The sequence below is a fragment of the Psychroflexus montanilacus genome (genome assembly GCF_020164535.1).
GTDB lineage: Bacteria > Bacteroidota > Bacteroidia > Flavobacteriales > Flavobacteriaceae > Psychroflexus > Psychroflexus montanilacus.
Genome location: NZ_JAIQZC010000003.1, coordinates 62,955 through 84,859, shown reverse-complemented (window position 1 = coordinate 84,859; position 21,905 = coordinate 62,955). Strand labels below are relative to the sequence as shown.

Annotated in this window: 29 protein-coding genes; 7 read left to right on the top strand and 22 right to left on the bottom strand. The window is 35.1% G+C overall.

Translation table 11 applies throughout. The features are described from left to right. The first annotated feature begins 3 nt into the window (after positions 1–3). Genes mreC through rodA form a run of 4 tightly spaced genes read left to right on the top strand, consistent with a single transcriptional unit; the run spans position 4 to position 4,450 of the window. Positions 4–828, top strand: a complete 825-nt coding sequence (mreC, locus tag LB454_RS09330) for a rod shape-determining protein MreC (RefSeq protein ID WP_224464399.1) — start codon at positions 4–6, stop codon at positions 826–828. After that, entirely contained in the window at positions 829–1,332 is a 504-nt protein-coding gene (locus tag LB454_RS09325; RefSeq protein WP_224464398.1) for a rod shape-determining protein MreD, read from the top strand. Beyond that, positions 1,329–3,197: a penicillin-binding protein 2 gene (gene mrdA / locus LB454_RS09320; protein WP_224464397.1), complete on the top strand. Its 1,869-nt coding sequence runs from the start codon at positions 1,329–1,331 to the stop codon at positions 3,195–3,197. Before LB454_RS09325 ends, mrdA begins: the two co-directional genes overlap by 4 nt. 2 nt (positions 3,198–3,199) lie before the next feature. Beyond that, positions 3,200–4,450, top strand: coding sequence for a rod shape-determining protein RodA (gene rodA, locus LB454_RS09315; protein WP_224464396.1), 1,251 nt, complete (start codon positions 3,200–3,202; stop codon positions 4,448–4,450). 3 nt (positions 4,451–4,453) lie between these two features. On the opposite strand, the gene rimM is transcribed toward rodA, so the two are convergent. The 22 genes from rimM to LB454_RS09205 form a co-directional block, all read right to left on the bottom strand. Further along, positions 4,454–4,984: a ribosome maturation factor RimM gene (rimM, locus tag LB454_RS09310; RefSeq protein WP_224464395.1), complete on the bottom strand. Its 531-nt coding sequence runs from the start codon at positions 4,982–4,984 to the stop codon at positions 4,454–4,456. Positions 4,985–4,996: 12 nt separating this feature from the next. Continuing rightward, the gene (locus LB454_RS09305; RefSeq protein ID WP_224464394.1) at positions 4,997–5,566 is read right to left on the bottom strand and encodes a 30S ribosomal protein S16; all 570 of its coding nucleotides are present in this window, start codon (positions 5,564–5,566) and stop codon (positions 4,997–4,999) included. 129 nt (positions 5,567–5,695) lie between these two features. After that, positions 5,696–6,238 (bottom strand): hypothetical protein, encoded by a 543-nt coding sequence (locus LB454_RS09300; protein ID WP_224464393.1) that lies wholly within the window; start codon positions 6,236–6,238, stop codon positions 5,696–5,698. Positions 6,239–6,505: 267 nt separating this feature from the next. Next, positions 6,506–7,060 carry a hypothetical protein gene (locus LB454_RS09295; protein WP_224464392.1) on the bottom strand — a complete coding sequence of 185 codons (555 nt, stop codon included), beginning with the start codon at positions 7,058–7,060 and terminating at the stop codon, positions 6,506–6,508. Continuing rightward, entirely contained in the window at positions 7,017–7,421 is a 405-nt protein-coding gene (locus LB454_RS09290) for a hypothetical protein (protein ID WP_224464391.1), read from the bottom strand. Before LB454_RS09290 ends, LB454_RS09295 begins: the two co-directional genes overlap by 44 nt. Beyond that, the gene (locus LB454_RS09285; RefSeq protein WP_224464390.1) at positions 7,418–7,636 is read right to left on the bottom strand and encodes a hypothetical protein; all 219 of its coding nucleotides are present in this window, start codon (positions 7,634–7,636) and stop codon (positions 7,418–7,420) included. Before LB454_RS09285 ends, LB454_RS09290 begins: the two co-directional genes overlap by 4 nt. A gap of 66 nt (positions 7,637–7,702) precedes the next feature. Continuing rightward, positions 7,703–8,296 carry a hypothetical protein gene (locus LB454_RS09280; RefSeq protein ID WP_224464389.1) on the bottom strand — a complete coding sequence of 198 codons (594 nt, stop codon included), beginning with the start codon at positions 8,294–8,296 and terminating at the stop codon, positions 7,703–7,705. 67 nt (positions 8,297–8,363) lie between these two features. Next, a complete protein-coding gene (locus LB454_RS09275) occupies positions 8,364–9,050 on the bottom strand; it encodes a hypothetical protein (protein ID WP_224464388.1) in 687 nt (228 codons plus the stop codon). After that, positions 9,013–9,597, bottom strand: a complete 585-nt coding sequence (locus tag LB454_RS09270; RefSeq protein WP_224464387.1) for a DUF6705 family protein — start codon at positions 9,595–9,597, stop codon at positions 9,013–9,015. The genes LB454_RS09275 and LB454_RS09270 overlap by 38 nt, the downstream gene beginning before the upstream one ends. Before the next feature lie 14 nt (positions 9,598–9,611). Continuing rightward, entirely contained in the window at positions 9,612–10,364 is a 753-nt protein-coding gene (locus LB454_RS09265) for a hypothetical protein (protein WP_224464386.1), read from the bottom strand. A 174-nt stretch (positions 10,365–10,538) separates the two neighbouring features. Beyond that, entirely contained in the window at positions 10,539–10,964 is a 426-nt protein-coding gene (locus tag LB454_RS09260; RefSeq protein WP_224464385.1) for a hypothetical protein, read from the bottom strand. Positions 10,965–10,981: 17 nt separating this feature from the next. Continuing rightward, positions 10,982–11,959, bottom strand: coding sequence for a hypothetical protein (locus LB454_RS09255; RefSeq protein WP_224464384.1), 978 nt, complete (start codon positions 11,957–11,959; stop codon positions 10,982–10,984). A 116-nt stretch (positions 11,960–12,075) separates the two neighbouring features. Further along, positions 12,076–12,276 carry a hypothetical protein gene (locus LB454_RS09250; RefSeq protein ID WP_224464383.1) on the bottom strand — a complete coding sequence of 67 codons (201 nt, stop codon included), beginning with the start codon at positions 12,274–12,276 and terminating at the stop codon, positions 12,076–12,078. Positions 12,277–12,440: 164 nt separating this feature from the next. After that, on the bottom strand, positions 12,441–12,659 hold the full coding sequence (locus LB454_RS09245) for a DUF6705 family protein (protein ID WP_322962864.1): 219 nt from the start codon (positions 12,657–12,659) through the stop codon (positions 12,441–12,443). Between the two features lie 67 nt (positions 12,660–12,726). Then, complete coding sequence (locus LB454_RS09240) at positions 12,727–13,296, bottom strand: hypothetical protein (protein WP_224464381.1); 570 nt, start codon at positions 13,294–13,296, stop codon at positions 12,727–12,729. Positions 13,297–13,331: 35 nt separating this feature from the next. Then, positions 13,332–14,666 carry a M23 family metallopeptidase gene (locus LB454_RS09235; protein ID WP_224464380.1) on the bottom strand — a complete coding sequence of 445 codons (1,335 nt, stop codon included), beginning with the start codon at positions 14,664–14,666 and terminating at the stop codon, positions 13,332–13,334. A gap of 399 nt (positions 14,667–15,065) precedes the next feature. Beyond that, the gene (locus LB454_RS09230; protein ID WP_224464379.1) at positions 15,066–15,587 is read right to left on the bottom strand and encodes a DUF6705 family protein; all 522 of its coding nucleotides are present in this window, start codon (positions 15,585–15,587) and stop codon (positions 15,066–15,068) included. Between the two features lie 95 nt (positions 15,588–15,682). Continuing rightward, positions 15,683–16,219, bottom strand: a complete 537-nt coding sequence (locus tag LB454_RS09225; RefSeq protein ID WP_224464378.1) for a hypothetical protein — start codon at positions 16,217–16,219, stop codon at positions 15,683–15,685. 12 nt (positions 16,220–16,231) lie between these two features. Further along, positions 16,232–16,765: a hypothetical protein gene (locus LB454_RS09220; protein ID WP_224464377.1), complete on the bottom strand. Its 534-nt coding sequence runs from the start codon at positions 16,763–16,765 to the stop codon at positions 16,232–16,234. Between the two features lie 95 nt (positions 16,766–16,860). After that, on the bottom strand, positions 16,861–17,406 hold the full coding sequence (locus tag LB454_RS09215; protein ID WP_224464376.1) for a hypothetical protein: 546 nt from the start codon (positions 17,404–17,406) through the stop codon (positions 16,861–16,863). Between the two features lie 10 nt (positions 17,407–17,416). Further along, positions 17,417–18,574 carry a M23 family metallopeptidase gene (locus LB454_RS14070; protein ID WP_224464375.1) on the bottom strand — a complete coding sequence of 386 codons (1,158 nt, stop codon included), beginning with the start codon at positions 18,572–18,574 and terminating at the stop codon, positions 17,417–17,419. Between the two features lie 22 nt (positions 18,575–18,596). Then, the gene (locus LB454_RS09205) at positions 18,597–18,812 is read right to left on the bottom strand and encodes a hypothetical protein (RefSeq protein ID WP_224464374.1); all 216 of its coding nucleotides are present in this window, start codon (positions 18,810–18,812) and stop codon (positions 18,597–18,599) included. A 165-nt stretch (positions 18,813–18,977) separates the two neighbouring features. Here LB454_RS09205 and LB454_RS09200 point away from each other — a divergent pair, with 165 nt between their 5' ends. From LB454_RS09200 to LB454_RS09190, 3 genes are all read left to right on the top strand, one after another. Further along, entirely contained in the window at positions 18,978–19,691 is a 714-nt protein-coding gene (locus LB454_RS09200; protein WP_224464373.1) for a 3'-5' exonuclease, read from the top strand. Continuing rightward, a complete protein-coding gene (locus tag LB454_RS09195; RefSeq protein ID WP_224464372.1) occupies positions 19,691–21,349 on the top strand; it encodes an ABC transporter ATP-binding protein in 1,659 nt (552 codons plus the stop codon). Before LB454_RS09200 ends, LB454_RS09195 begins: the two co-directional genes overlap by 1 nt. Positions 21,350–21,434: 85 nt before the next feature. Then, complete coding sequence (locus tag LB454_RS09190) at positions 21,435–21,845, top strand: hypothetical protein (protein ID WP_224464371.1); 411 nt, start codon at positions 21,435–21,437, stop codon at positions 21,843–21,845. Positions 21,846–21,905: the final 60 nt, after the last annotated feature.

Sequence of the window (21,905 nt, the reverse complement as noted above, 5' to 3'; positions counted from 1 at the left end):
GTTATGCAGCAAATCATTTTATTTCTTATTAAAAATAAGACAGGTTTGGTGTTTATCATTCTTATGACAATTGCTCTTGGACTCACGTTCCAGGCTCATACTTATCACAATAGCAAACTGGTTTCCTCTGCAAATTTTCTAACTGGAAGTGTTCTTGGAACTTCAGAAAATATTTATCAGTATTTCGATTTAAAAACTCAAAATGAAATTCTTTTTGAAGAAAATGAAACCTTGAGAAGACAGCTTCTGAACTTGACACTTGCTGAAGATACTTTAAAGACAGATTTAGAATTCATTACAGATACTTTATACAGTATTAAAAAAGCAAAAGTAGTGTCCAACTACTATGATAAAGTTGATAACTTTTTATTGATTAAAGGTGGAGAAAAAGACAGTATCAGAGAAGACCTGGGTGTGATTTCCAGCAAGGGGATAGTAGGTATTGTTCAAGATGTGAGTCAGGAATTTTCCAGAGTTATTTCTATTTTAAATACCAACACTTCCATCAACGCAAAGCTGAAAAAAACGTATCACTTCGGGACGTTGACATGGGATGGCAAAGACCCGAACATACTGAGTTTAATAGATGTTCCAAGATCAGCACCTGTCCAAAAAGGGGATACAATTACTACTGGAGGCCGCTCTTTAGTATTTCCTGAAAATGTACCTATTGGCGTGATTAGTGATTTTGAATTAAATGAAAATATTGGCTATTACAGTATTTCAGTAAAGCTATTCAATGATATGACCAATCTGAAACATGTTTATGTGATTGAAAACACTAGAAAAGAAGAAGCCTATGAACTATTAAATCCTGAACAACCTTAGATGAAAACCTATTTTATAAATAGCATAAGGTTTGTTCTTTTGATACTTGTTCAAGTCTTAATTTTGAATCATTTTGATGTCTTTGGATACGTCAATCCTTACATATATCCCCTACTTATAATCCTGTTGCCCTTTAATATCAACTCCATTCAAAAACTGGTTTTGGCGTTTATTTTAGGAATATGTCTTGACTTTTTTGAAGATAGTGGAGGAATACACGCAGCAGCCACTTTGGTCATTGCCTATTTAAGACCATTATTTTTAAGAAATGCATTTGGGTTGAGTTATGATTATCAGACTTTAAAGTTTTACGATGCCCCGTTTAGATCAAGATTAGTTTATGTGAGTTTAATGGTGCTGGTGCATCACACTGTGTTATTCACATTAGAAATCTTTAGTTTGAATCATCTACTTTACCTTGCAGAAAAAATAATTTATTCTTCTATTTTCAGTATCTTATTAATTATAATCACCTTAAATTTGATACGAAAGAACAGTAAGTGAGAAAGTTACTCCCCATCATTTTAGTTAGTTTTACAGCCTTCCTTTTCTTGATTCGTTTGTTTTATTTACAAATACTGGATGATAGTTTTGATGAAGTGTCTACAAACATCTCTGTCCGGAAAGTTTATGACTATCCACAGCGTGGTTATATCTACGATAGAAACGGAGAGCTATTGGTCGGTAACCAGCCAGCTTATGATGTCATGGCTGTTCCACTGGAGGTAAAAGAATTTGACACCTTAGAACTAGCTAGCTTGTTGAAATTGTCCCCCGAGCGGCTGAAAACTCAACTGGAGAAAGCCTGGCGTTATTCACCAAGATTAGCTTCTGTAATTACTCCACAGCTCACTAAAAAGGAATATGCTGTATTACAGGAGCGCATGCACAAATACCAGGGATTTTACATACAGAAGAGAGCTCTAAGAGATTATAATGTACAACATAGCGCTAATATATTGGGGTATATTGCTGAAGTAGGCGACCGAGAAATTGCTCAAAATCCGTACTACAAGTCCGGAGACCTGAGAGGAAAGCAAGGTGTAGAAGAACAATATGAAGAGGTCCTAAGAGGGAAAAGAGGCGTAAAACACTTCTTGAGAGATATTCATAATAAAAACATCAAACCCTTCAAAGAAGGAAAATTTGACACCGTTTCTAAGAAAGGAAGCGATCTGCACCTTACCATTGATGCACAACTTCAGGCTTATGGAGAAAAGCTGATGAAAGGGAAGCGTGGAGGAATTGTAGCCATAGAACCGAGTACAGGTGAAATTTTGACTTTGGTCACAGCACCTTCTTACGACTCAGATTTATTGGTGGGGAGGAAACGGTCTAGGAACTTCACAAAGCTATATTACGACACAATCCAAAAACCGCTTTACAATCGAGCACTACAAGCTATTTATGCACCGGGATCGCCTTTTAAAGCCTTGACCGGCTTAGTAGCGTTGCAGGAAGAGGTAGTCGGCTTGGAAGAGAATTTCAAATGTAACGGAGGCTATACTTATGGGAGAGGTCAAAGAATGGGCTGTCACCATCATCCCAGTCCAGTTCAAATGGTTACTGGTATTGCTCATTCCTGTAATTCCTATTTTGCTCAAGTGTATAGAAGAACTATTGAAAAATATGATACTCCACAAGAGGGCATTGACGTTTGGCGTGGGCATATGGCTAGTTTTGGTTTAGGTGACTATTTGGGTTATGATTTACCTGTAGGCAGAGCTGGCCTCTTACCAGACTCCGATTATTATAACAGAGCATACAGATATCCTACTTACAACTGGTACGCAAGTGCTACACTTTCTAATGCTATAGGACAAGGTGAAGTACTTACTACTCCTATTCAGTTGGCCAATGCCACAGCGGCTATTGCCAATAAAGGTTGGTATTACAAGCCACATATCATCAAGGAAATAGACGGTTCAGCAATAAAAGACGAAAAATACACGACTAAGCAAGTCACCACGATAGACAAGGAACATTTTGATCCAATCATTGAAGGAATGCATGATGTTTTCAATTACGGGACAGCTAGCTTTTTGAGAGTACCAGGGATAGAAGTTGCTGGAAAAACTGGAACTTCAGAAAATTACGCAAAAGTAGATGGTGAACGTGTGCAACTTACAGATCACTCCATTTTTGTAGCCTTTGCTCCCAAAGAGAATCCAAAAATAGCGCTAGCAGTCTTTGTAGAAAACGGCTACTGGGGTTCCAGATATGCTGGAAGAATCTCAAGCCTTATGATTGAAAAATACTTGAAAGACGAGATTGAGAGAAAAGATCTTGAACGTTGGATTCTTGATCACAGCTTAGAAGACGAGTATGCCAAGCCTTATTCTGGAGAACCTTTTAAAATTAACCAGTAAGAATGCCTAAAACTTTATTGCAATTAGACTGGCTTACAATTCTTATCGTTGCGATTCTAATTGGTTTTGGATGGGGTAATATCTACTCAACCACCTTTGTGAGTCCGGAAGAATCTATTTTGGACCTATCCAAAATCTACGGAAGACAGCTCCTGTTTATTGGGTTAGGGGTCATCATCGCTATCGTTGTTCTTGCGTTAGAAAGTAAGTTTTTTGAAAGGTTTGCAAGTATTATTTATATTCTTTCCATACTATCACTGCTAGGCTTGTTCATATTTGGAAAAACTATTGCTGGGCAAACCGCCTGGTATTCTTTTGGAGCATTTGGACTTCAACCTGCAGAATTCGCTAAGACTGCTGTGGCTTTAGCTTTGGCAAAATATATAAGTGAATTAGATAATGACTTGTCTAAATTTACCTCACAATTAAAGGCCTTTGCCATTATAGGAGTTCCTCTGGCTTTGATCATGCTCCAACCCGATGCTGGAAGTGCACTTATCTATCTTTCTTTTTTAATTCCACTTTACAGAGAAGGACTTCCTCATTTTTACATCACCAATGGATTACTTGCTGCTGCAATTTTCATACTTACACTTAAGTTTGGCTTTACCCTTTTTGCTCCTGTTTTTGTTTTTTTAATGATCATAATTTACCTTTTTAACAGAACAAAAAAACCAAGGTTATGGCTATACTTTTTAGCCTTGGTGTTTGGACTTGGGTTTTCTTATTCTGTGAATTTTATTCTGAATTCAGTTCTGCTTCCTCACCAAAAAGATAGGTTTGATGTATTAATTGGCGAAACCAATGATATTAAAGGCTCTGCTTTCAATCTTTATCAAAGTGAAGTCGCTATAGGAAGCGGAGGATGGACTGGAAAAGGCTGGCTAAAAGGCTCACAAACTCAGGGACGGTTTGTGCCAGAGCAGCATACCGATTATATTTTTAGCACCGTTGGAGAAGAATGGGGGTTTCTAGGCACGAGCATTGTTGTTATTTTATTTACGATATTGATACTAAGGTTATTTCATTTAGCAGAACGCCAAAAAAGTCAATTTAACAGAGTTTATGGCTACTGTGTTTTATCCGTGATTTTTGTCCACTTTTTTGTTAACATAGCCATGGTAATTGGCCTATTTCCAACAGTTGGAATTCCACTTCCATTCTTTAGTTATGGCGGATCGGGATTGTGGGGATTTTTGATTTTGGTACTGATCTTCCTTAAGCTGGATGCTAAAAGAAAAAGCTTAGACTAATGATTAATCTTCCAGATACATATCGATTAAGCCTTCAGGTGTTTTGAAATAGATCGTCTGGTTTTCCTTGTCTACCTTTTGGATAAACCGATCATTCACAGGAATAATGATTTCTTTTCCATTGAAGTCTATAAAGAAAAGCGCCTGTAGGGTTTGATCGTTCACAAACTTGATGTTGCCAATTTCTCCATGAGTCTCATCAACGGCTTTGTAGTCGATAACATCGTGGTAATAGAATTGATTTTCTCCCAGTTTTGGCAATTGGGATAAGGGTAAGTAAACGTCCCTTTTGAGTAGGTCGTCTGCATCCGCTTCTTCGTCTACTTCTTCAAGCTTTACGCGCAGCAAATTACTTTTTTGAAGGTTGGATTTTTCCACAAAAAAAGGAATCAATTTATTGCGGTAATCCACAAAAATTGATTCCAGATGTTCATAGAGTTCAGGTTCGTCGGTATCAAGTTTGATTTGCAACTCCCCTTTAAAACTAAATTTGCTCACGATGTGACCCAAAAAAAAGCACTGGTCTTTAGTCATCGCAAAAAATGATTAGTCCTCTTTTTTAGTTTCTTCTTCAGAAGCTTCTTCTTCTGCAGGAGATTCTGCTTCCGCTTCAGCAGCAGCCTTAGCTTCTGCTTCTTCTTTAGCTTTTGCTTCTTCCTCTTCTTGAGCAGCTTTAGCTTCAGCTTCACGCTTAGCATTCACTTCTCTTTCCGCTTCCAATGCTTTTTCTCTTTCTGCTTCTTTAGCTTTAGCAGCTTTTTCAGCAGAAGTTGATATTTTATCTTCTTTTTCAGACAACCAAGCTTGGAATTTCTTCTCTGCTTCTTCCTCTGTTAAGGCTCCTTTGTCAACACCAGCAAGCAAGTGTTTTTTCATCATAGCACCTTTGTAAGACAAAATACGTCTTGCAGTGTCTGTAGGTTGTGCACCATTTCTTAACCATTTTACAGACGAGTCTACGTCTAGCTCAATAGTTGCAGGCTGGGTCACAGGATTATAAATGCCTAATTTCTCTAGGTACTTACCATCTCTTTTTGAACGAACATCTGCAGCGACAATCCAGAAAAAAGGTTTTCCTTTCTTTCCGTGTCTTTGTAATCTTATTTTAACTGGCATAAAAAATTAAATTTTGGAGTTCCCGACTCCCGTTATTAATAATGAGGTGCAAAAGTAATGTTATTTTTTGAAATACAGAGGTTTGGGTTTAGGATAATTACAATCTTTTGAAGTTGTTAAGAGCTTATTTTAATTTGCAGTATGAATTTCTAGCCTAGCAAAGTCATCCCAACTTCCATTAATTTTTCTGTATATATATAGCAATCCTTTTGTATTTCTATAAATAAAACCGTATTTAATTTTGTTACTTGATTCAACAATAAAAGGAAATGTTATGGCAGCAATTGTATTATTTTTGTTATTGCTTAAAATATTTGAATTTTCAAGATGCTTAGGTTTAATCTCTCTAGAATTTAAGGAATTAAACTGTTTATTTATTTCATTCCTCTTTTCTACTGAAAAAATAGTATCAAAATTGACATATCTTTCCTTTTCGACTATCGAATTATATTTTACGTTATATTTATTGAGTGAAGAATAATTAAATAATCCTTTAAAATTGAGATCCTCATATGAAATTGTTTTAGGATTCAGTGAATTGTCTGAATAATCAACTTTTTCAATGATTCTATAATGATCATAATTCACATTATTTTCAAAAATTTGGGATTTACACCCCAATATCATTAGAGACATCGATATAAATATAATTTTATTCACATTCATTTCCATTACCACTCGAATTTGAATTATTTGTTGCTTCATTTTCAATAACATCTAAAATTCTAGATTGATCATTTTCACCTGGATTATGATTTTCAAATTCTTGATAGAAATCTGAATCTGACACTAAGCCTCCCTAGGCCATATCTTTATAATACTGCCAACCTAAATCACCTCCAGAATTATTATTTGAATCCCACAAATACAATTGATAAGCTACACTATTAATGAATTGAGACATAAAATGGATACGAAATCTGATGGTTTAGAAATTTTCTAAGAAATACCTAAAACCATTTTAGCAAACTCTTTCCACCCTTTATTAGTTTTTATAAAAATGAACAAAATAGACTCTGGAGAAGATAGTCGATAAACAAAACCAAATAATTCACCCTTATCATTTTTTTGAAAAAATGGAAATGTTATGACTGTATTACCATTATTAGACAATGCATCCTTATTTTCAATTTTTTTCTTTTCAAGCTTGATTCTTTTTAAACTTCTAAATTTTTTATTTATTAATTCCTTTTGTTTAGAGTTAAATATAGTGTCAAAATTTACATATGGTTTAATTTCTGAGACCCAATTATTTTTATAGTTTCGATTATTTATTTCATCTAGAGTAAAAAGGTTTTTTTGAGATAAATCAGAATATGATAAAGTTGTCTTATTTAAAACATCATTTTTATATCCCATAAAATTAATGAGATCATATTCAAGTTCATTTTTATTTATAGTGTTTTCAGCTGGTTTACAACAAACTAAAAAACATACTACAAATATAATCTTAACAATCTCCACCAATCGCATCTGAGTTATTTGTGCTTTCATTTTGAACAATATTTTCAATTCTTTCTCTATCTGTCTGATTTGGGTTGTGATCAATATATTCTTCATAAAACATTACTTCCCCTGTATTTGGATCCTCATAGTTAATAAGGCCTCCCCATGCCATATCATGATAATATTGCCAGCCAAGATTTCCTCCTGTACCGTGATTATGATCCCATAATCTTAAATTATATGCCATAGCATTTACAAATTGAGCCATGAACTCATGATGTAATCTATTAGCATCATTGATACTATAGCCATTATTTTCTGCGTATGTAATTAAAGAATTATATAAATTTCTATTTGTACTTCCTCTTTGTTGAAACAATAAATAAGCATGAACGGACACGTGAATCATCGTTTCTCTAATGTTAATACTTGATTATCACTTTTAAGCTTCAATGTTTCTTTAGAATTTTCAATGATTTCATAGTCGAGCTTAATACCTTTAATAGCCTTAGGATGACTTAATCCTATTATTTCTGACTTGTTCATAAAAACATCAATATTATAATTAGTATCAGAATTTAAAAGTATAATACACTCTGCCCAAAAAGCTCCATCTATGTACAATTTGATTTTTTCTTTTAAAAGTAAATACACCACCCCAAAACCAAAAGCTTTGAGGTGGTTAAAGTTTTAGTTTTGTTTGGTCATTACCACTGCCTCTTCTTCACTGGTGGGTAAGATATGCAAATCTCCTTCCGGACATCCGTAAGGTAAAATTTCTACTGAAGGCTCTACCCAAAGTTTAAACGAATTTTCATTGATCTTTTTCATCATCATCCAGCCCGTTTGGTTACAATCTGCCTGATCTCCTTCATACCAAGATTTATATATTGTATACTCATAGTCTACAAAATGAGATCCTCTGATGTGGAAACTAAACATTGGTCCATACATTAATGAATTATAAAGTTCTTCACCTGCATTTGTCGTTACTTTATACTTGGTGATTATGACATCAACATGATTATTTGCAATCATATCTTTATATTGAACATTTTCTATTTTTAGAGCTTTATCGGCATAACTACCCTCCCATTCGCCAATATAATAGCCTAGTCTATTGTTTAGATCCTTGTAATATTTATTTTTTTCTAAGGTGGTTTCATTTTGTGAATCATATGCAGCCGTTCTAGTGTCTAGAGATCTTACAGTAACATCCTGTATTTGAGCTTGAGTGTTAAGCGTAATAAGTAGAGTTATAAGTAATATAATGTATGTTTTCATTTTATAAAAATTATCACAGAGTATAAGAAATTGCCTCAAAGCATAAAACTTTAAAAGAGGTAATTATCTAGGGGATTTCAAAATAATGTATCTTAACTATATTATTGTTAGAGTCTAAATCAAGTGACAAGGAAACAGCATATTCACCCTCTTTAACAATATTGATAAATTGGTTATTAATTGTGCCTGTTTTTATTATATAATTTATGCTTGTAAGATCAGTAATAGGGTCTCCTATTTGTAATGTCACACCATTAATAGTAATATTGTCTGACTTTAGGTCTATGACTTCAAGATCGTCTCCTTGATTTTCGCCAAAAAATGTAACTTCCAAACCATTGTGATATTTAAAATCCCTGTACACATCACCAGTAATAGCTCCTGGCTCTTCTATAGTGACTGTGTTTGGCTGAGCTAACTGCAGACCAGTCGTTGGTCTGGTATTGCCATTATCCTCTACCGGGAATAAGTTCGCCATCTGATCGATATCACCATTTGTAGCTTTTATGTCTGTAAACAAAATCCCTTCGAATTTTATAGTGTTGTATATATTTTCGGTTACTACGGTATACCCCAAATCTGTAGCTTCTTGTACAAGTTGAGCTTGAGTAGTTAATCCTATACTTAGTATAACCACCAGAGTGAATATTATATCTTTCATTTTAAAAGTAAAAAAACCACCCCCAAAACCAAAAGCTTTGGGATGGTATAAAGTTTTAGTTTTGCTTGGTAAGTAAAACAGCTTCTTCTTCACTGGTAGGCATAATATGAATATTACCCAATGGGCATTCTTCTCCAATCATATCATTATCTGGAGAAATCCAAAACTTAATTGTAGCTTCATCTTGCATCCAAAGAATTGCATAACCTTTTTGATTACACTCCCACTGAAGCCCCGTGTATTTTGCAAGGTACACAGACGTAGTTTCGGCAAAAAAACTTCCATTGATGTGGTACCTATAAAACTGATGCTCATCTAATGTATTGATCAAAACTTCACCATTATCTTTCACAATGCTGTATTTGATTAGTAGTTCATCAAATGCAATCCCTAAACCCTCAACTTTTTCAAGTATACTTACTTTAAGCGTAAGTGTATTATCATCATAAGTCCCTGTCCAAGTGCCAGTATATTTATCCAGACGATTATTAATATCTTTAAAATAATCAACATTTTGTAAATTAAAATCATCATCTGTTTTATACTTTGCATATTCTTCTAAAGGCACAACGCCTGCTTGTTGGATTTGAGCATTAAGGCCAAGTGTACTCAGGAGTAGTAGTAAATATATTGTTTTCATTTTTTTAAATTTTTTCAGTTACAATTATTAATAGATTCGACATCAGTTTCATCATCATTAAAATCTTGTCTTGATGACTCATATTTACCAGTCGTTTCGTTTTTTTTGTACTCATAAAGCTCAAAACCATTTCCATTTTTATTGACAATCTTGTCAAGATACTTTTTAAAAGCTAAAACTGGATCATCATTTTTTTCAAAGTACGATTTATAAAGATCTATACTCATGTTCCAGTTTCTAATGTCTTCTCCAGTTCCTGAATATTTTATATCGAATATCCCATGACAGCTAATAACAGTCATATAGATATCCTTCATATTTCTGCCATTATCATCAGCATAAGTCAATAAACGCCTAAAAACATAAATATCTTTTGGTGAAGGCATCGGGATACTTTTTTGGATAATTGAAGTGTTACCAATTCCAATTTCTGTCTCACCACAGGGATGTGTATGGATAAAACCAATTATATTATTAAGGTCTATCCCTGTAAATGATACGGAGTGACCATTGTTTGAGGATTGTAATTCGACTGGATTATCGTTTAGAGTAAGACCAAAACCCTTTTCTTTTGTATAATATGTATTTCCAGAGGTATTTAAATCGTTAAGAATCGCAGTATAGTTAGCATTTTCAAGTAATTCTTCAATATCTTCACATGGATCTTGCACACACCTTCCCTCTTCATTCTTATTGTATCCCGGAGGACATTCCACCTCCTCATCTTCTGGAGGCTCAACACAATTCCCAATATTATCTTTTATCATTCCTGGCGGACAACTGTCATTATTGGCTCCATCTCTTCGACTGATAAATTGGGTGTATTCTGGAGAGTCCTGATTTTCTTATAGATTATCGTCTCAGTGTCATCGAGGGAGTCGATGAAGTCACGAATTTATTATGATATAAACCAAATTTTTTTGTAATCAATTTGATAAAAATTAAAGATAAAATAACCAAGACTGACTTAAATCATTATTAATTACAACAAAAGGCTTTGTTGATCCCATTTTTGGTCTATAAAATTCAGGCTTATAATTCCAAAACACATAAAAGAAATTTGATGTTTTGTAAAAGTAAATAGTTTCTTCATCAGTGATTTTTTCGTTCAATTCTCTATAAATTTTATTCTGAGCTATATAAAATCTCAATGCTTTGCATTCTTTTAAATTTGAAACCAGTTTAATTTGACTTTTTTTCTCATTTAAAGTGCCAGATTTTTGTCTGTATTTACTATCGTGAACGGTTAAAAATAACTCGATTTTTAATTTCCCATATGGAAATTCAGGAGGACACTTTTTTTCTGATTCTTGTCCATTAGTTGTTAAATAAAATAATGCTATTAAACTATATAATATTGGTTTCATTTGTCTTGTTTTAAAAATTAATATCCGCATCGTTGGTAAGTTTGTAAATTGATTGTTCTTGTAAAATCAAAAGATGTTATTAGATCTCCATCTACTATATAACCTAATAAATTATAATCATTTACTTCATTCATAACTTGTGTCAAGAAGAAATAATCTTCATCACTCGGTCCTCCAATATACTCTTCTTCAGCCCTGTCGCATATACTTCTTCTATCTTCACCCAGGTAAAAAGGATGTGTATGTACTACCCCAATAAGATTACTAGGAATTGTTGAAGTCCAGTTTTCTGGTGGGTCTATACCACAAGGTGTCCTCGTCCAAGAAGAATCAAAAGAAACAAATTCATAACTTCCACCGTTTTGAATAATCCACCCCCCATCTTCCAATCTTGATTCCATAGGTATATCTGGGCTTAATGCTCCGCTAGATTCCCATAGATCTTCAAAAGCTGATTGAATACTTTGAGAGTTTATAATTTCATCATTTGTAGCGCAGGATTCTGTTAAAATACAATCTCCTTCAAAATTTTTATAAAATCCATCAGGACATTTTAACTCCAAACAAACTCCAGCCATAGATAGTCCATCATCACCATCATCTGGGCATTCTCCTATTATATATACTCCGCCGTCTTCCGGAGGCTCAATGCAATTTCCTAATTCATCTTTTATTTCTCCTGGAGGACAACTACCATCGTTAGCGCCACCACCTCCACCTCCTGGCAGATTAGGTAAGGGATCGCCACTTGGGGGACTACCACCACCGCCATTCCCCGGATAAATTATTGGAACATCTGGTGGATTCGTTATAATGACCTCATCAAGTTCACCACACAAATTACAGCTGCTAAAAGGACACTCATCTTCATCACATTTGCCTTCACTCTCCAGAAAATCAATTACATAATAATTATGATTTAGCGATTCAAAATCGTACATACTTATAAATTCATTGGCTTCTACCTTAAATCCTCTAAAGACTTTACCCTCCAAATCTGAAACAACTACTGTTCCATGAAAATTTTAAGTAGTCGCTGCTTAGGAAGGTAATTATGTTTATATAAAAATAAAACCACCCAAAAACCGATAGCTTTAAGGTGGTTAAGGTTTTAGTTTTGATTGGTAAGTAAAATAGCATTTTCTTTCTCGGTAGGCATAATATGAATATTACCCAATAGGCATTTCTCTCCAATCATGTCATTATCTGGAGAAATCCAAAACATAATTTTAGCGTCATCTTGCATCCAAAGAATTGCATAACTTTGCTGATTACACTCCCACTGAAGGTCAGTGTATTTTGCAAGGTACACAGACGGAGTTTCCTCAAAAAACTTCCATTGATGTGGTATTTATACAACTGATGCTCATCTAATGTATTGATCAAAACCTCACCATCATCGTTCACAATGCTGTATTTGATTAATAGTTTATCATATTCTATCCTGCAATTCATGACTTTTTCGAGAATACTTACTTAAAGAGTAAGTGTGTTATTATCATAAGTCCCTGTCCAAGTGCCTACATATTTATCCAGGTGATTATTAATATCTTTAAAATAAGTTACATCCTGTATATTAAGATTGTCATATGTTTTATACTTTACATAGTCTTCTAATGGCACAATGCCAGCTTGTTGAATTTGAGCATTGAGGCTAAAGATGCTCATAATAAGTATTAAAAATATTGTTTTCATTTTTTAAAAATTATCACAGAGTATAAGAAATTGCCTCAAAGCATAAAACTGTAAAAGAGGTAATTATTTAAGGATTTTCGTAATAATGAATTTCTGACAATTTATTATTTGAATCTAATCTGATAGATAAAGAAACAGCATATTCACCTTCTTTTACGACCTTGACAAGCTTATTATTGTTTGCGCCATCTTTTATTATATAATTTATGCTTGTAAGATCAGTAATAGGGTCTCCTATTTGTAATGTCACACCATTAATAGTAATATTGTCTGACTTAAGGTCTATGACTTCAAGATCGTCTCCTTGATTTTCGCCAAAAAATGTAACTTCCAAACCATTGTGATATTTAAAATCCCTGTACACATCACCAGTAATAGCTCCTGGTTCTTCTATAGTGACTGTGTTTGGCTGAGCTAACTGCAGACCAGTCGTTGGTCCGGTATTGCCATTATCCTCTACCGGGAATAAGTTCGCCATCTGATCGATATCACCATTTGTAGCTTTTATGTCTGTAAACAAAATCCCTTCGAATTTTATAGTGTTGTATATATTTTCGGTTACTACGGTATACCCCAAATCTGTAGCTTCTTGTATGAGTTGAGCTTGAGTAGTTAATCCTATACTTAGTATAATCACTAGAGTGAATATTATATTTTTCATTTTATTTATTTTTAGTTACAATCTGGATTAGAAATCGTTATTGATCCATCCTCTGTGGTTAAATTTCCTATGTAATCTTCAGGGTTTTGCAAACCTTGGTCGTTTTCAGTTTTAATATGTGTATGAGATTCTACATCACCGTCTGCGATAGCTCCACGAAGATTTCCTGAATCACCTTGATAGCCTATAATGTCTCCTGCTTTTATTGTACCATTAGCTCTGTTATCTTGTTGAAGGTGAAAATACTGAATTTTTGTACTTACACCATCAACATTAGCAATTAGTACAGTCACCCAACCAGCTCTACTTAATTCATTTGGTGAAGGGCTTGCAACTCCATCATACATTGCGAAAATAGGAGCTCCAAAAGGATTTAGTACATCTAGGCCACCGTGCATTTTTTTATTGGGCTGTCCTCCACATCCACTGCCAATTCTTGTACAACCAAACGAACCTCCTTCAATACCAGATAAATTCTGTTTTGCTATTTTTGGATTTTTGACAGGATCTTTATCGCATGGAACTTCAACACAGCTACCATCTTTATTTTCAACATAACCAACAGGACATTCCACCTCCTCATCTTCAGGAGGCTCAATGCAATTTCCACTATTATCTTTTATCATTCCTGGCGGGCAACTGTCATTATTGGCGCCATCACCGCCTGGTAAATCAGGCAAAGGGTCTTCGGGATCTTCTATGGGTAAAGGACTGCTAGGAGGAGAGTAATTTCCGCCTCCTCCCCCCGGCGGCATGACTTCAGGAACATCAGGGTTGGCAATTACAATCACCTCTGGCAATTCTTCCATACCCTCACAAAGATCACAAGAGGCATAATTACAGTCGGGACAAGAACTTTTTTCTTGATTAAACTCTTGTATGAAAAATTCTTGAGAATGCTGATCTATGTGTATCAAGGTTTTAAACTCGTTAGCTTCGACTTCAAATGACTTTAAAATTTTACCTTCTAAATTAGAAATTAATATGTTCCCATAAAAATGTTCTGAAGTCGATGCTTCAGAGGGTAACATATGATAAATAGCTAATCTGGTTTCTCCATCTACTTCCAGTGAAAAAAGCCTGGAGTAAGCATTGGTTAATACACTAGTCACAGGATATGCTGTGATTTCTGCATCAGTATGATTTAAGGCAATAGATTCAGAATAGGATAAATGCGGTATGAACCAAGTGCTTGATTTCTGGGTGTCTTCCAACAGAGCGCTTACTTTTTGGACCTCTGCTGTTTTGTAATTGGTGTTTGTATTTTTGGTTTCCATCAAGGCATCATCCTCCGTACAGGAGGTGACTAGCATGAAAACAAAAAATAGCTTTAATAGGTTTTTCATCATAGATAGTTATAAATTTTCTGCAAGATGAGAGTTTATAAACACTTTTAGTTACGGTTCGACCGTACTTTTGTTACGGGAAAACCGTAAAAGGGTGTTAAAGTTGATGCTTATATTTAAACTCTTAAGCAAAAAAAGTCAGCAAAAAAATTAGAAGTTTGTAGCCATCAATTTAATGTAAATGAATTCAAAGTGCTTTTAATAGATTAAATGCAACTGTCCTTCATTGCAAGCAGATGATTCAGTTACTATTTCACTTTTGGATTTCGTTATAATTTCTAATGATCTACATTCCAAAATACCCCCGTGAGGTTTTGAAAACCTCACGGGGGTTTCCTGATGACATTACCTTTACTTATTCAAATAAAGTTTGAAGGATCCAAATTGTTCTTCAGATTTTTATTTTATTCTAGTTAAAATCATCTCTGCGGGGACTGAAAATCCTTTTCTAAAACTCTCATCTCTAAAACCTCCACGCTCAATTAATTTCCAACTTGCTTTATCCTCTTTCAGTAATTTAAATTCTAAGGTTCCTAATTTTTCATAATTATTATCAAAGAACATAAATCTTAAGATTCCTTTCTCTAAAGTTTCAATATTATCCTTTTCAGCACTACTTAAAATGGAAGTATCAATATTCTCTACATCACAACTATTCCCAAAACAATATTTCGCTTTTAACCTATCAATATAGATACCTTGAACAGGTGTCTTTTGTTTGAAAATTTTGAATTTGAAATCTTTTCCATTAACTGAATTTGACCATATTCCTAGATATTTGTCTAGAAAAGTAGCATCAGTTCTATAATAGGTTCCTTTTACCATTTCAACGTTTTTCATTCCCTTTTTTAAAGTCTTCTCCTGTGCTGTTAAATAACTTGTACTTAAAGTTAGTGCTAGTATAAAAATTAGTGTTTTCATGTTTATGTTCATTTAACCACCTTTATAAAAAAAGATAACAGAGAAAGACTATCTATAGCTTTCTCTGTTATAAAATGCCATATTGTTTTTAAAAATTACAATGGCGAATACAGTTGAATTTCTTGGATAGTTCCATTTGAAGATAAAATAAAAGTCAGTGATTGATAAGTGAACCTGAGAAATAAATTATCCAGCCCTTCGTGGCTTCCTTCGCAAAAATCTACGTGATTAAAATTCTCTTTCAAATCATCTACAGTATCTCCAACTTGAATTCCATTCACTTTAAGCGACCCTCTTTTTTTAATTTTAAAAGAGAACATACGCTTTTGTCCATTAAAATAACCTGAATTATTTTGTTTTCCCGCAAAATTAAAATAGCTTTCTCCTAAACCATAATAGTACCAAGGATAACCAAACTCTTCTGTGTCTTTCCTTCCACTATAGGTGAGTTGACTGTTATTATCTAAGCCTGTGACTTCAATAAATTTTTCATGCGTATAGTCTGTTCTACAGATATCCCACCCATTTAACTCGATAGTGATTTCAGATTCTGTAAATGAGCAGGCACTTTGTCCTAACAAATTATTTATCGAAAAAAATAAAAGGATAAGAAATGTAATTGTTTTAAGCATAGTTTTTCATTATTACGCAAAAATCAGATAGTATATAACTGTAATATTCATGTTTGCATCTAAATCAATCACAATAGGACAACAGGTTCCATTGTTCTTGATAAATAATATAGACTTAGAGCTATCTCTATTGATGTTAAATTCGATATCATTCCCTAAAACATCAATAGAATCACCAATTTCTAGATGATGCCCCAAAACAGTAATATCTGGCGATTCTAGACGAACAATTTCGATTGATTCACTTGGTCCACCTAAATCGAAAGACACTTTCATTCCAGAATTGAAATAAAAATAACGTTGGGGTTCACCTATTTCACTTCCAAATTCATCTATTGTAAAAGAGTCTGGATGTGAGTTATTGGTCGATAATGGGAACAAATCTCTCATAGCCTGAACATTTCCATCAGTAGCTTTGATAGCTTCAAAAGATACGCCTTGAAATTTTACGTTAGCATATTCAGCAGCAGTTAAGCTTTGATAGCCTTCTTGAGCAAAACAGTTTAAACTAAAAGCTAGTGCTAGTATTGGAATTATTGTTTTCATGTTTCTGTTCATTTAACCACTTCCAAAAAATTAAGATAACAGAGAAAGACTATCTAAAGCTTTCTCTGTTATAAAATGCCTTATTGTTTTTAAAATTATATGGGCGAATACAATTCTATTACTTTTATTTTTCCATTAGGAGATATTTCAAATATCAAAGATTGATAACTGTATCTTAAAATAAGTGACTTTTTACCTTCATTTGTTTTAGTGCAAAAATCAAAGTGATTAAAATGCGCTTTCAGATCATCTACAGTGTCTCCAACTTGAATTCCATTCACATTAAGCTTCCCTCTTTTTTTAATTTTAAAAGAGAATATACGCTTAAGGCCATTATAGTCACCTTGATTATCCATAACTCCCGCAAAATTAAAATAGCTTTCTCCTAAACCATAATAGTACCAGGGATAACCAAACTCTTCTGTGTCTTTCTCTCCACTATAGGTGAGTTGACTGTTATTATCTAAGCCTGTGACTTCAATAAATTTTTCATGCGTATAGTCTGTTCTACTGATATCCCACCCATTTAACTCGATAGTGATCTCAGATTCTGTATATGAGCAGGCGCTTTGCCCTAACAAATTACTTATTGAAAAAAATAAAAGAGTAAGAAATGTAATTATTTTAAATATAGTTTTCATAATATGTGAGTTAGTTACAGTTATTATTATTTATTCCTTGACTATCAAATTGAGCAGCAAAATAATTTTCAGGATCTACCCTTTGTCCATTAAATCTTGCCCTTATATGAAGATGAGGTCCTGCGCTTTGGGGATCACCAACATTTCCTGTATTTCCAGTATAACCGATTATTTGACCTCTTTCAACAACATCCCCTGGATTTACCAATACTTTGTTATTTCCTAAGTGCCAATAACCAAATTGCAAGGTACCTGAACCTCCATTATAATTACTCGTATTTATATAAACTCTATTACCTGCATCATTACTACCTTCACCGGGTTGCCAATTATCTTGGTAAGGGGCACTAGCTACTACACCTCCATGAGCTGCAAAAACAGGTGTTCCATATGGTGCTGCAAGATCTGTACCATCATGAAAACTTCCTCTTCCAGTTCCAAATTGCCCTCCTGGTATTCCATTATTTAAAGTGCCCAAGATTTCCATATTTTGAAGAGGATCACCGAGCCCTTCTGTAATATTTATACAAGGCATTTCCACACACTCCCCACTACTATCTCTTGTATATCCATCAGGACATTTTAACTCCAAACAAACTCCAGCCATAGATAGTCCATCATCATTATCTTCTGGACATTCTCCTATTATAAATACTCCGTCGTCTTCTGGAGGCTCAACGCAGTTTCCTAATTCATCTTTTATTTCTCCTGGAGGACAACTGCCATCGTTAGCGCCACCACCTCCACCTCCTGGCAGATTAGGTAAGGGATCACCACTTGGGGGACTACCACCGCCACCGCCCGGGTAAATTATTGGAACATCTGGTGGTTTTATTATAATGACCTCATCTAGATCGCATAAATCACACCTGAAAGTACATCCGTTTTCACAATCTTCATCATCTGAATTCTTCTCGTTTTCAAGAAAATCAATTACATAATAAGCATGCTTAAGCGATTCAAAATCGTACATGCTTATAAATTCATTGGCTTCCACCTTAAATCCTCTAAAGACTTTACCGTCCAAATCTGAAACAACTACTGCTCCATAAAAATGTTCTGAAGTCGATGCTTCAGAGGGTAACATATGATAAATAGCTAATCTGGTTTCTCCATCTACTTCCAGTGAAAAAAGCCTGGAGTAAGCATTGGTTAATACACTAGTCACAGGATATGCTGTGATTTCTGCATCAGTATGATTGATTTAAGGCAATAGATTCAGAATAGGATAAATGGGGTACAAACCAGTTGCTGGATTTTTGTTTCTCTTCCAGCAGAGCGCTTACTTTTTGTGTTTCTGCTGTTTTGTAATTGGTGTTTGTATTTTTGGTTTCCATCAAGGCATCATCCTCCGTACAGGAGGTGACTAGCATGAAAACAAAAAATAGCTTTAATAGGTTTTTCATCATAGATAGTTATAAATTTTCTGCTAGATGAGAGTTTATAAACACTTTTAGTTACGGTTCGACCGTACTTTTACTGCGGGAAAACCGTAAGTCTTAAAAATCGATAGTGCTTTTTCGGTTTTCAAAAATTCCCTAACTTAGTTATATAGAAAACACACCCTAAGCATGCTACACAAACTCAACCTAGAAAATATTCTTTTTCTGGACATTGAAACCGTTCCAGAACAAGAGGCCTTTGAGGATTTATCTCCTGTGAAGCAAAAACTGTATGCCGATAAAACACAATACCAGCGCAAAGAGGAGTTTACGGCTAAAGAGTTTTATGAACGTGCCGGGATTTGGGCGGAGTTTGGAAAAATTGTGTGTATTTCAGTTGGCTACTTTAATTTTAAAGGGGACGAAAGAAAATTTAGAACCACCAGCTTTTTCGGGGAAGAAGCCGATTTATTGAAGCGTTTCAAAATTCTAATTGAAGATTATTTCGGCTTGCCGCACCACCTCATGTGTGGTCATAATGCCAAAGAATTTGATTTTCCCTATATCGCCAGACGCATGCTTATCCACGGGATTTCTCTCCCAGAAAAGCTTCAGTTGTTTGGAAAAAAACCCTGGGAAATCCCGCATCTGGATACCTTGGAATTATGGAAGTTTGGGGACTATAAACACTACACCTCTTTAAAACTGCTCACCGAATTGTTCAACATTCCTTCACCAAAAGACGACATTGATGGCAGTCAGGTGAGGGATGTGTATTATAAAGAAAAAGACATTGACAGGATTGTGACCTACTGCGAAAAAGACGTTATTGCAGTAGCACAAGTAATTTTAAAACTTCGCCAGGAAGACCTCTTGGAAGACCACGAACTTATCTCTGTATAATGCTTAAAGTCAACAGCCTCAACATACACTTTGGTGATGAACACGTCATCAAAAACGTCAGTTTTGAGCTGCAACCCAATCAAATTCTGGGCATTGTAGGTGAGTCTGGTTCTGGCAAGTCGGTGTCGACTTTATCGATTTTAGGCTTACTGGGGCCAAAAGCAAAAATTGAAGGTTCGATTTTGTTCCAGGATCAAGAGCTTTTGCGTTACACAGAATCTCAATTTCAAAAGATACGGGGCAACGACATTTCTATGATTTTTCAGGAACCCATGAGTTCGCTGAATCCATCGATGCGCTGCGGTAAACAAGTGGAAGAAGTGCTGATTCGACATAAAAAATTATCTAAAGCTGAAGTAAAACAAGAAGTCTTAAGTCTTTTTGAAAAGGTCAAATTACCCAGACCTGAAGCTATTTTCAAAAGTTACCCCCACCAAATCAGTGGCGGTCAAAAGCAACGCGTCATGATTGCCATGGCCATTGCCTGCAAACCCAAAATCTTGATTGCTGATGAGCCTACCACAGCCCTGGATGTTACCGTTCAAAAAGAGATTTTGAAACTCCTCAAGTCACTTCAACAAGAAACGGAAATGAGCATTATTTTCATTTCCCATGACCTGGCGTTGGTGTCAGAATTGGCAGACCGAGTCGCAGTGATGTATCAAGGTGAAATTGTGGAACAGGACGATGTGGTCAACATATTTAAAAACGCCAAACATCAATATACCAAGGCACTTTTAGCGTCTAAACCTTCCACCAAACACCGTCTTAAAGCTTTACCTACGGTTAAAGATTATATGCACGAGCTTCCAAATGCAGAAGTAGAAACTTCAGAAGAGAGGAACAAACGACACGAAAACATATACGCCAAGCCGCCTTTGCTCGAGGTAAAGAACGTCAAGAAAACCTTTATTTCCAAGGCGGGTTGGTTCCAAAAGGCTGAAAAAGTAAATGCTGTGGATGATGTGAGTTTTAAAATTTACGAAGGCGAAACCCTTGGACTTGTAGGCGAATCGGGCTGTGGAAAATCAACTCTTGGCAATGCGATTCTTAGGCTGGATGACCCCACTGAAGGTGACATTTTATACCAGGGCAAATCCATTACTCAACTCAAAGGCGAAGCTTTACGGCACTTGCGGAAAAACATTCAGTTGATCTTTCAGGATCCGTTTTCAAGTTTAAATCCACGGCTTTCGGTGGGCAAAGCCATCATGGAACCGATGAAAGTTCATGGGTTGTATGGAAGTTCTGAGGCAAGACGACAAAAAACTATCGAGCTTTTGGAACGTGTTGGCTTGTCTAACGCCCATTTCGACCGGTATCCGCATGAGTTCAGTGGTGGTCAGCGCCAGCGTATTGGCATTGCCCGAACCATTGCGGTAGAACCTAAACTGATTGTTTGTGATGAATCGGTGTCGGCTTTGGATATTTCGGTACAGGCGCAGGTGTTGAATTTACTCAATGAACTTAAAACTGATTTTGGGTTCACCTATATCTTTATCTCTCATGATTTAGCGGTAGTAAAATACATGGCCGATCAGCTTTTAGTGATGCATCAGGGCAAAATTGTAGAACAGGGCGAAGCGGATGCCGTGTATGCCCATCCTGAAAAAGCTTATACCAAACAACTAATAGAAGCCATCCCTAAAGGGATTTAACTTTAATAAAATTCCTCCGTGACCTCTGTGACTCCGTGGTGAAATGAAAACACAAAGTCACAGAGAACACAAAGAAAAAATGTCAATGCAACACAGTAAAGATTATCTGGAACGTGAAGTCGAAAAATTAAGCTTGATGCTTATCAGTTTAATTGAAAAAGTGATGGGTCTTAATGCTAATACTACTTCAGACGAACTAGATGAAATCGATGCCACTCTGCAAGGCGAGCTTGATTTAAATCTGGGTAAGGTAAGTGAAATGGAATCTAAAGAATTTCTAGACTACATTTCAGATTTTCATGAAACTCACCTCAAACACCTGTCAGAATTACTTTATCAATTGGTTCTAAAAACGGATTCACAAAAACTTAATCAAAAGCTAGATACTCCCAAAATCGCTGATAAAGCAATCCTATTAATCGATGTTTTAGACCAAAAGTCAAAGACCTTTTCCATAGAACGTCTTCAAATGAAAGAGCATTTAAAAACATTTTAAGTTAGAGTAGCTTCAAACAATAAGAACCTCTTTAAGGTTTGGACTAAAAACTCTGCGCAC

Coding starts and splice junctions, on each gene's coding strand:
- LB454_RS09225 (WP_224464378.1), bottom strand. CDS start 16,219: ATGCTTAAAACAATTACATTTCTTATCCTTTTATTTTTTTCGATAAAT.
- LB454_RS09230 (WP_224464379.1), bottom strand. CDS start 15,587: ATGAAAACACTAATTTTTATACTAGCACTAACTTTAAGTACAAGTTAT.
- rodA (WP_224464396.1), top strand. CDS start 3,200: ATGCCTAAAACTTTATTGCAATTAGACTGGCTTACAATTCTTATCGTT.
- LB454_RS09280 (WP_224464389.1), bottom strand. CDS start 8,296: ATGAAAACATACATTATATTACTTATAACTCTACTTATTACGCTTAAC.
- LB454_RS09300 (WP_224464393.1), bottom strand. CDS start 6,238: ATGGAAATGAATGTGAATAAAATTATATTTATATCGATGTCTCTAATG.
- LB454_RS09295 (WP_224464392.1), bottom strand. CDS start 7,060: ATGAAAGCACAAATAACTCAGATGCGATTGGTGGAGATTGTTAAGATT.
- LB454_RS09205 (WP_224464374.1), bottom strand. CDS start 18,812: ATGAAAAACCTATTAAAGCTATTTTTTGTTTTCATGCTAGTCACCTCC.
- mreC (WP_224464399.1), top strand. CDS start 4: ATGCAGCAAATCATTTTATTTCTTATTAAAAATAAGACAGGTTTGGTG.
- LB454_RS09220 (WP_224464377.1), bottom strand. CDS start 16,765: ATGAAAACAATAATTCCAATACTAGCACTAGCTTTTAGTTTAAACTGT.
- LB454_RS09260 (WP_224464385.1), bottom strand. CDS start 10,964: ATGAAACCAATATTATATAGTTTAATAGCATTATTTTATTTAACAACT.
- LB454_RS09325 (WP_224464398.1), top strand. CDS start 829: ATGAAAACCTATTTTATAAATAGCATAAGGTTTGTTCTTTTGATACTT.
- LB454_RS09215 (WP_224464376.1), bottom strand. CDS start 17,406: ATGAAAACTATATTTAAAATAATTACATTTCTTACTCTTTTATTTTTT.
- LB454_RS09235 (WP_224464380.1), bottom strand. CDS start 14,666: ATGAAAAACCTATTAAAGCTATTTTTTGTTTTCATGCTAGTCACCTCC.
- LB454_RS09195 (WP_224464372.1), top strand. CDS start 19,691: ATGCTTAAAGTCAACAGCCTCAACATACACTTTGGTGATGAACACGTC.
- LB454_RS09200 (WP_224464373.1), top strand. CDS start 18,978: ATGCTACACAAACTCAACCTAGAAAATATTCTTTTTCTGGACATTGAA.
- LB454_RS09290 (WP_224464391.1), bottom strand. CDS start 7,421: ATGATTCACGTGTCCGTTCATGCTTATTTATTGTTTCAACAAAGAGGA.
- LB454_RS09305 (WP_224464394.1), bottom strand. CDS start 5,566: ATGCCAGTTAAAATAAGATTACAAAGACACGGAAAGAAAGGAAAACCT.
- LB454_RS09270 (WP_224464387.1), bottom strand. CDS start 9,597: ATGAAAACAATATATTTACTACTACTCCTGAGTACACTTGGCCTTAAT.
- LB454_RS09265 (WP_224464386.1), bottom strand. CDS start 10,364: ATGATAAAAGATAATATTGGGAATTGTGTTGAGCCTCCAGAAGATGAG.
- rimM (WP_224464395.1), bottom strand. CDS start 4,984: ATGACTAAAGACCAGTGCTTTTTTTTGGGTCACATCGTGAGCAAATTT.
- LB454_RS09245 (WP_322962864.1), bottom strand. CDS start 12,659: ATGAAAACAATATTTTTAATACTTATTATGAGCATCTTTAGCCTCAAT.
- LB454_RS09190 (WP_224464371.1), top strand. CDS start 21,435: ATGCAACACAGTAAAGATTATCTGGAACGTGAAGTCGAAAAATTAAGC.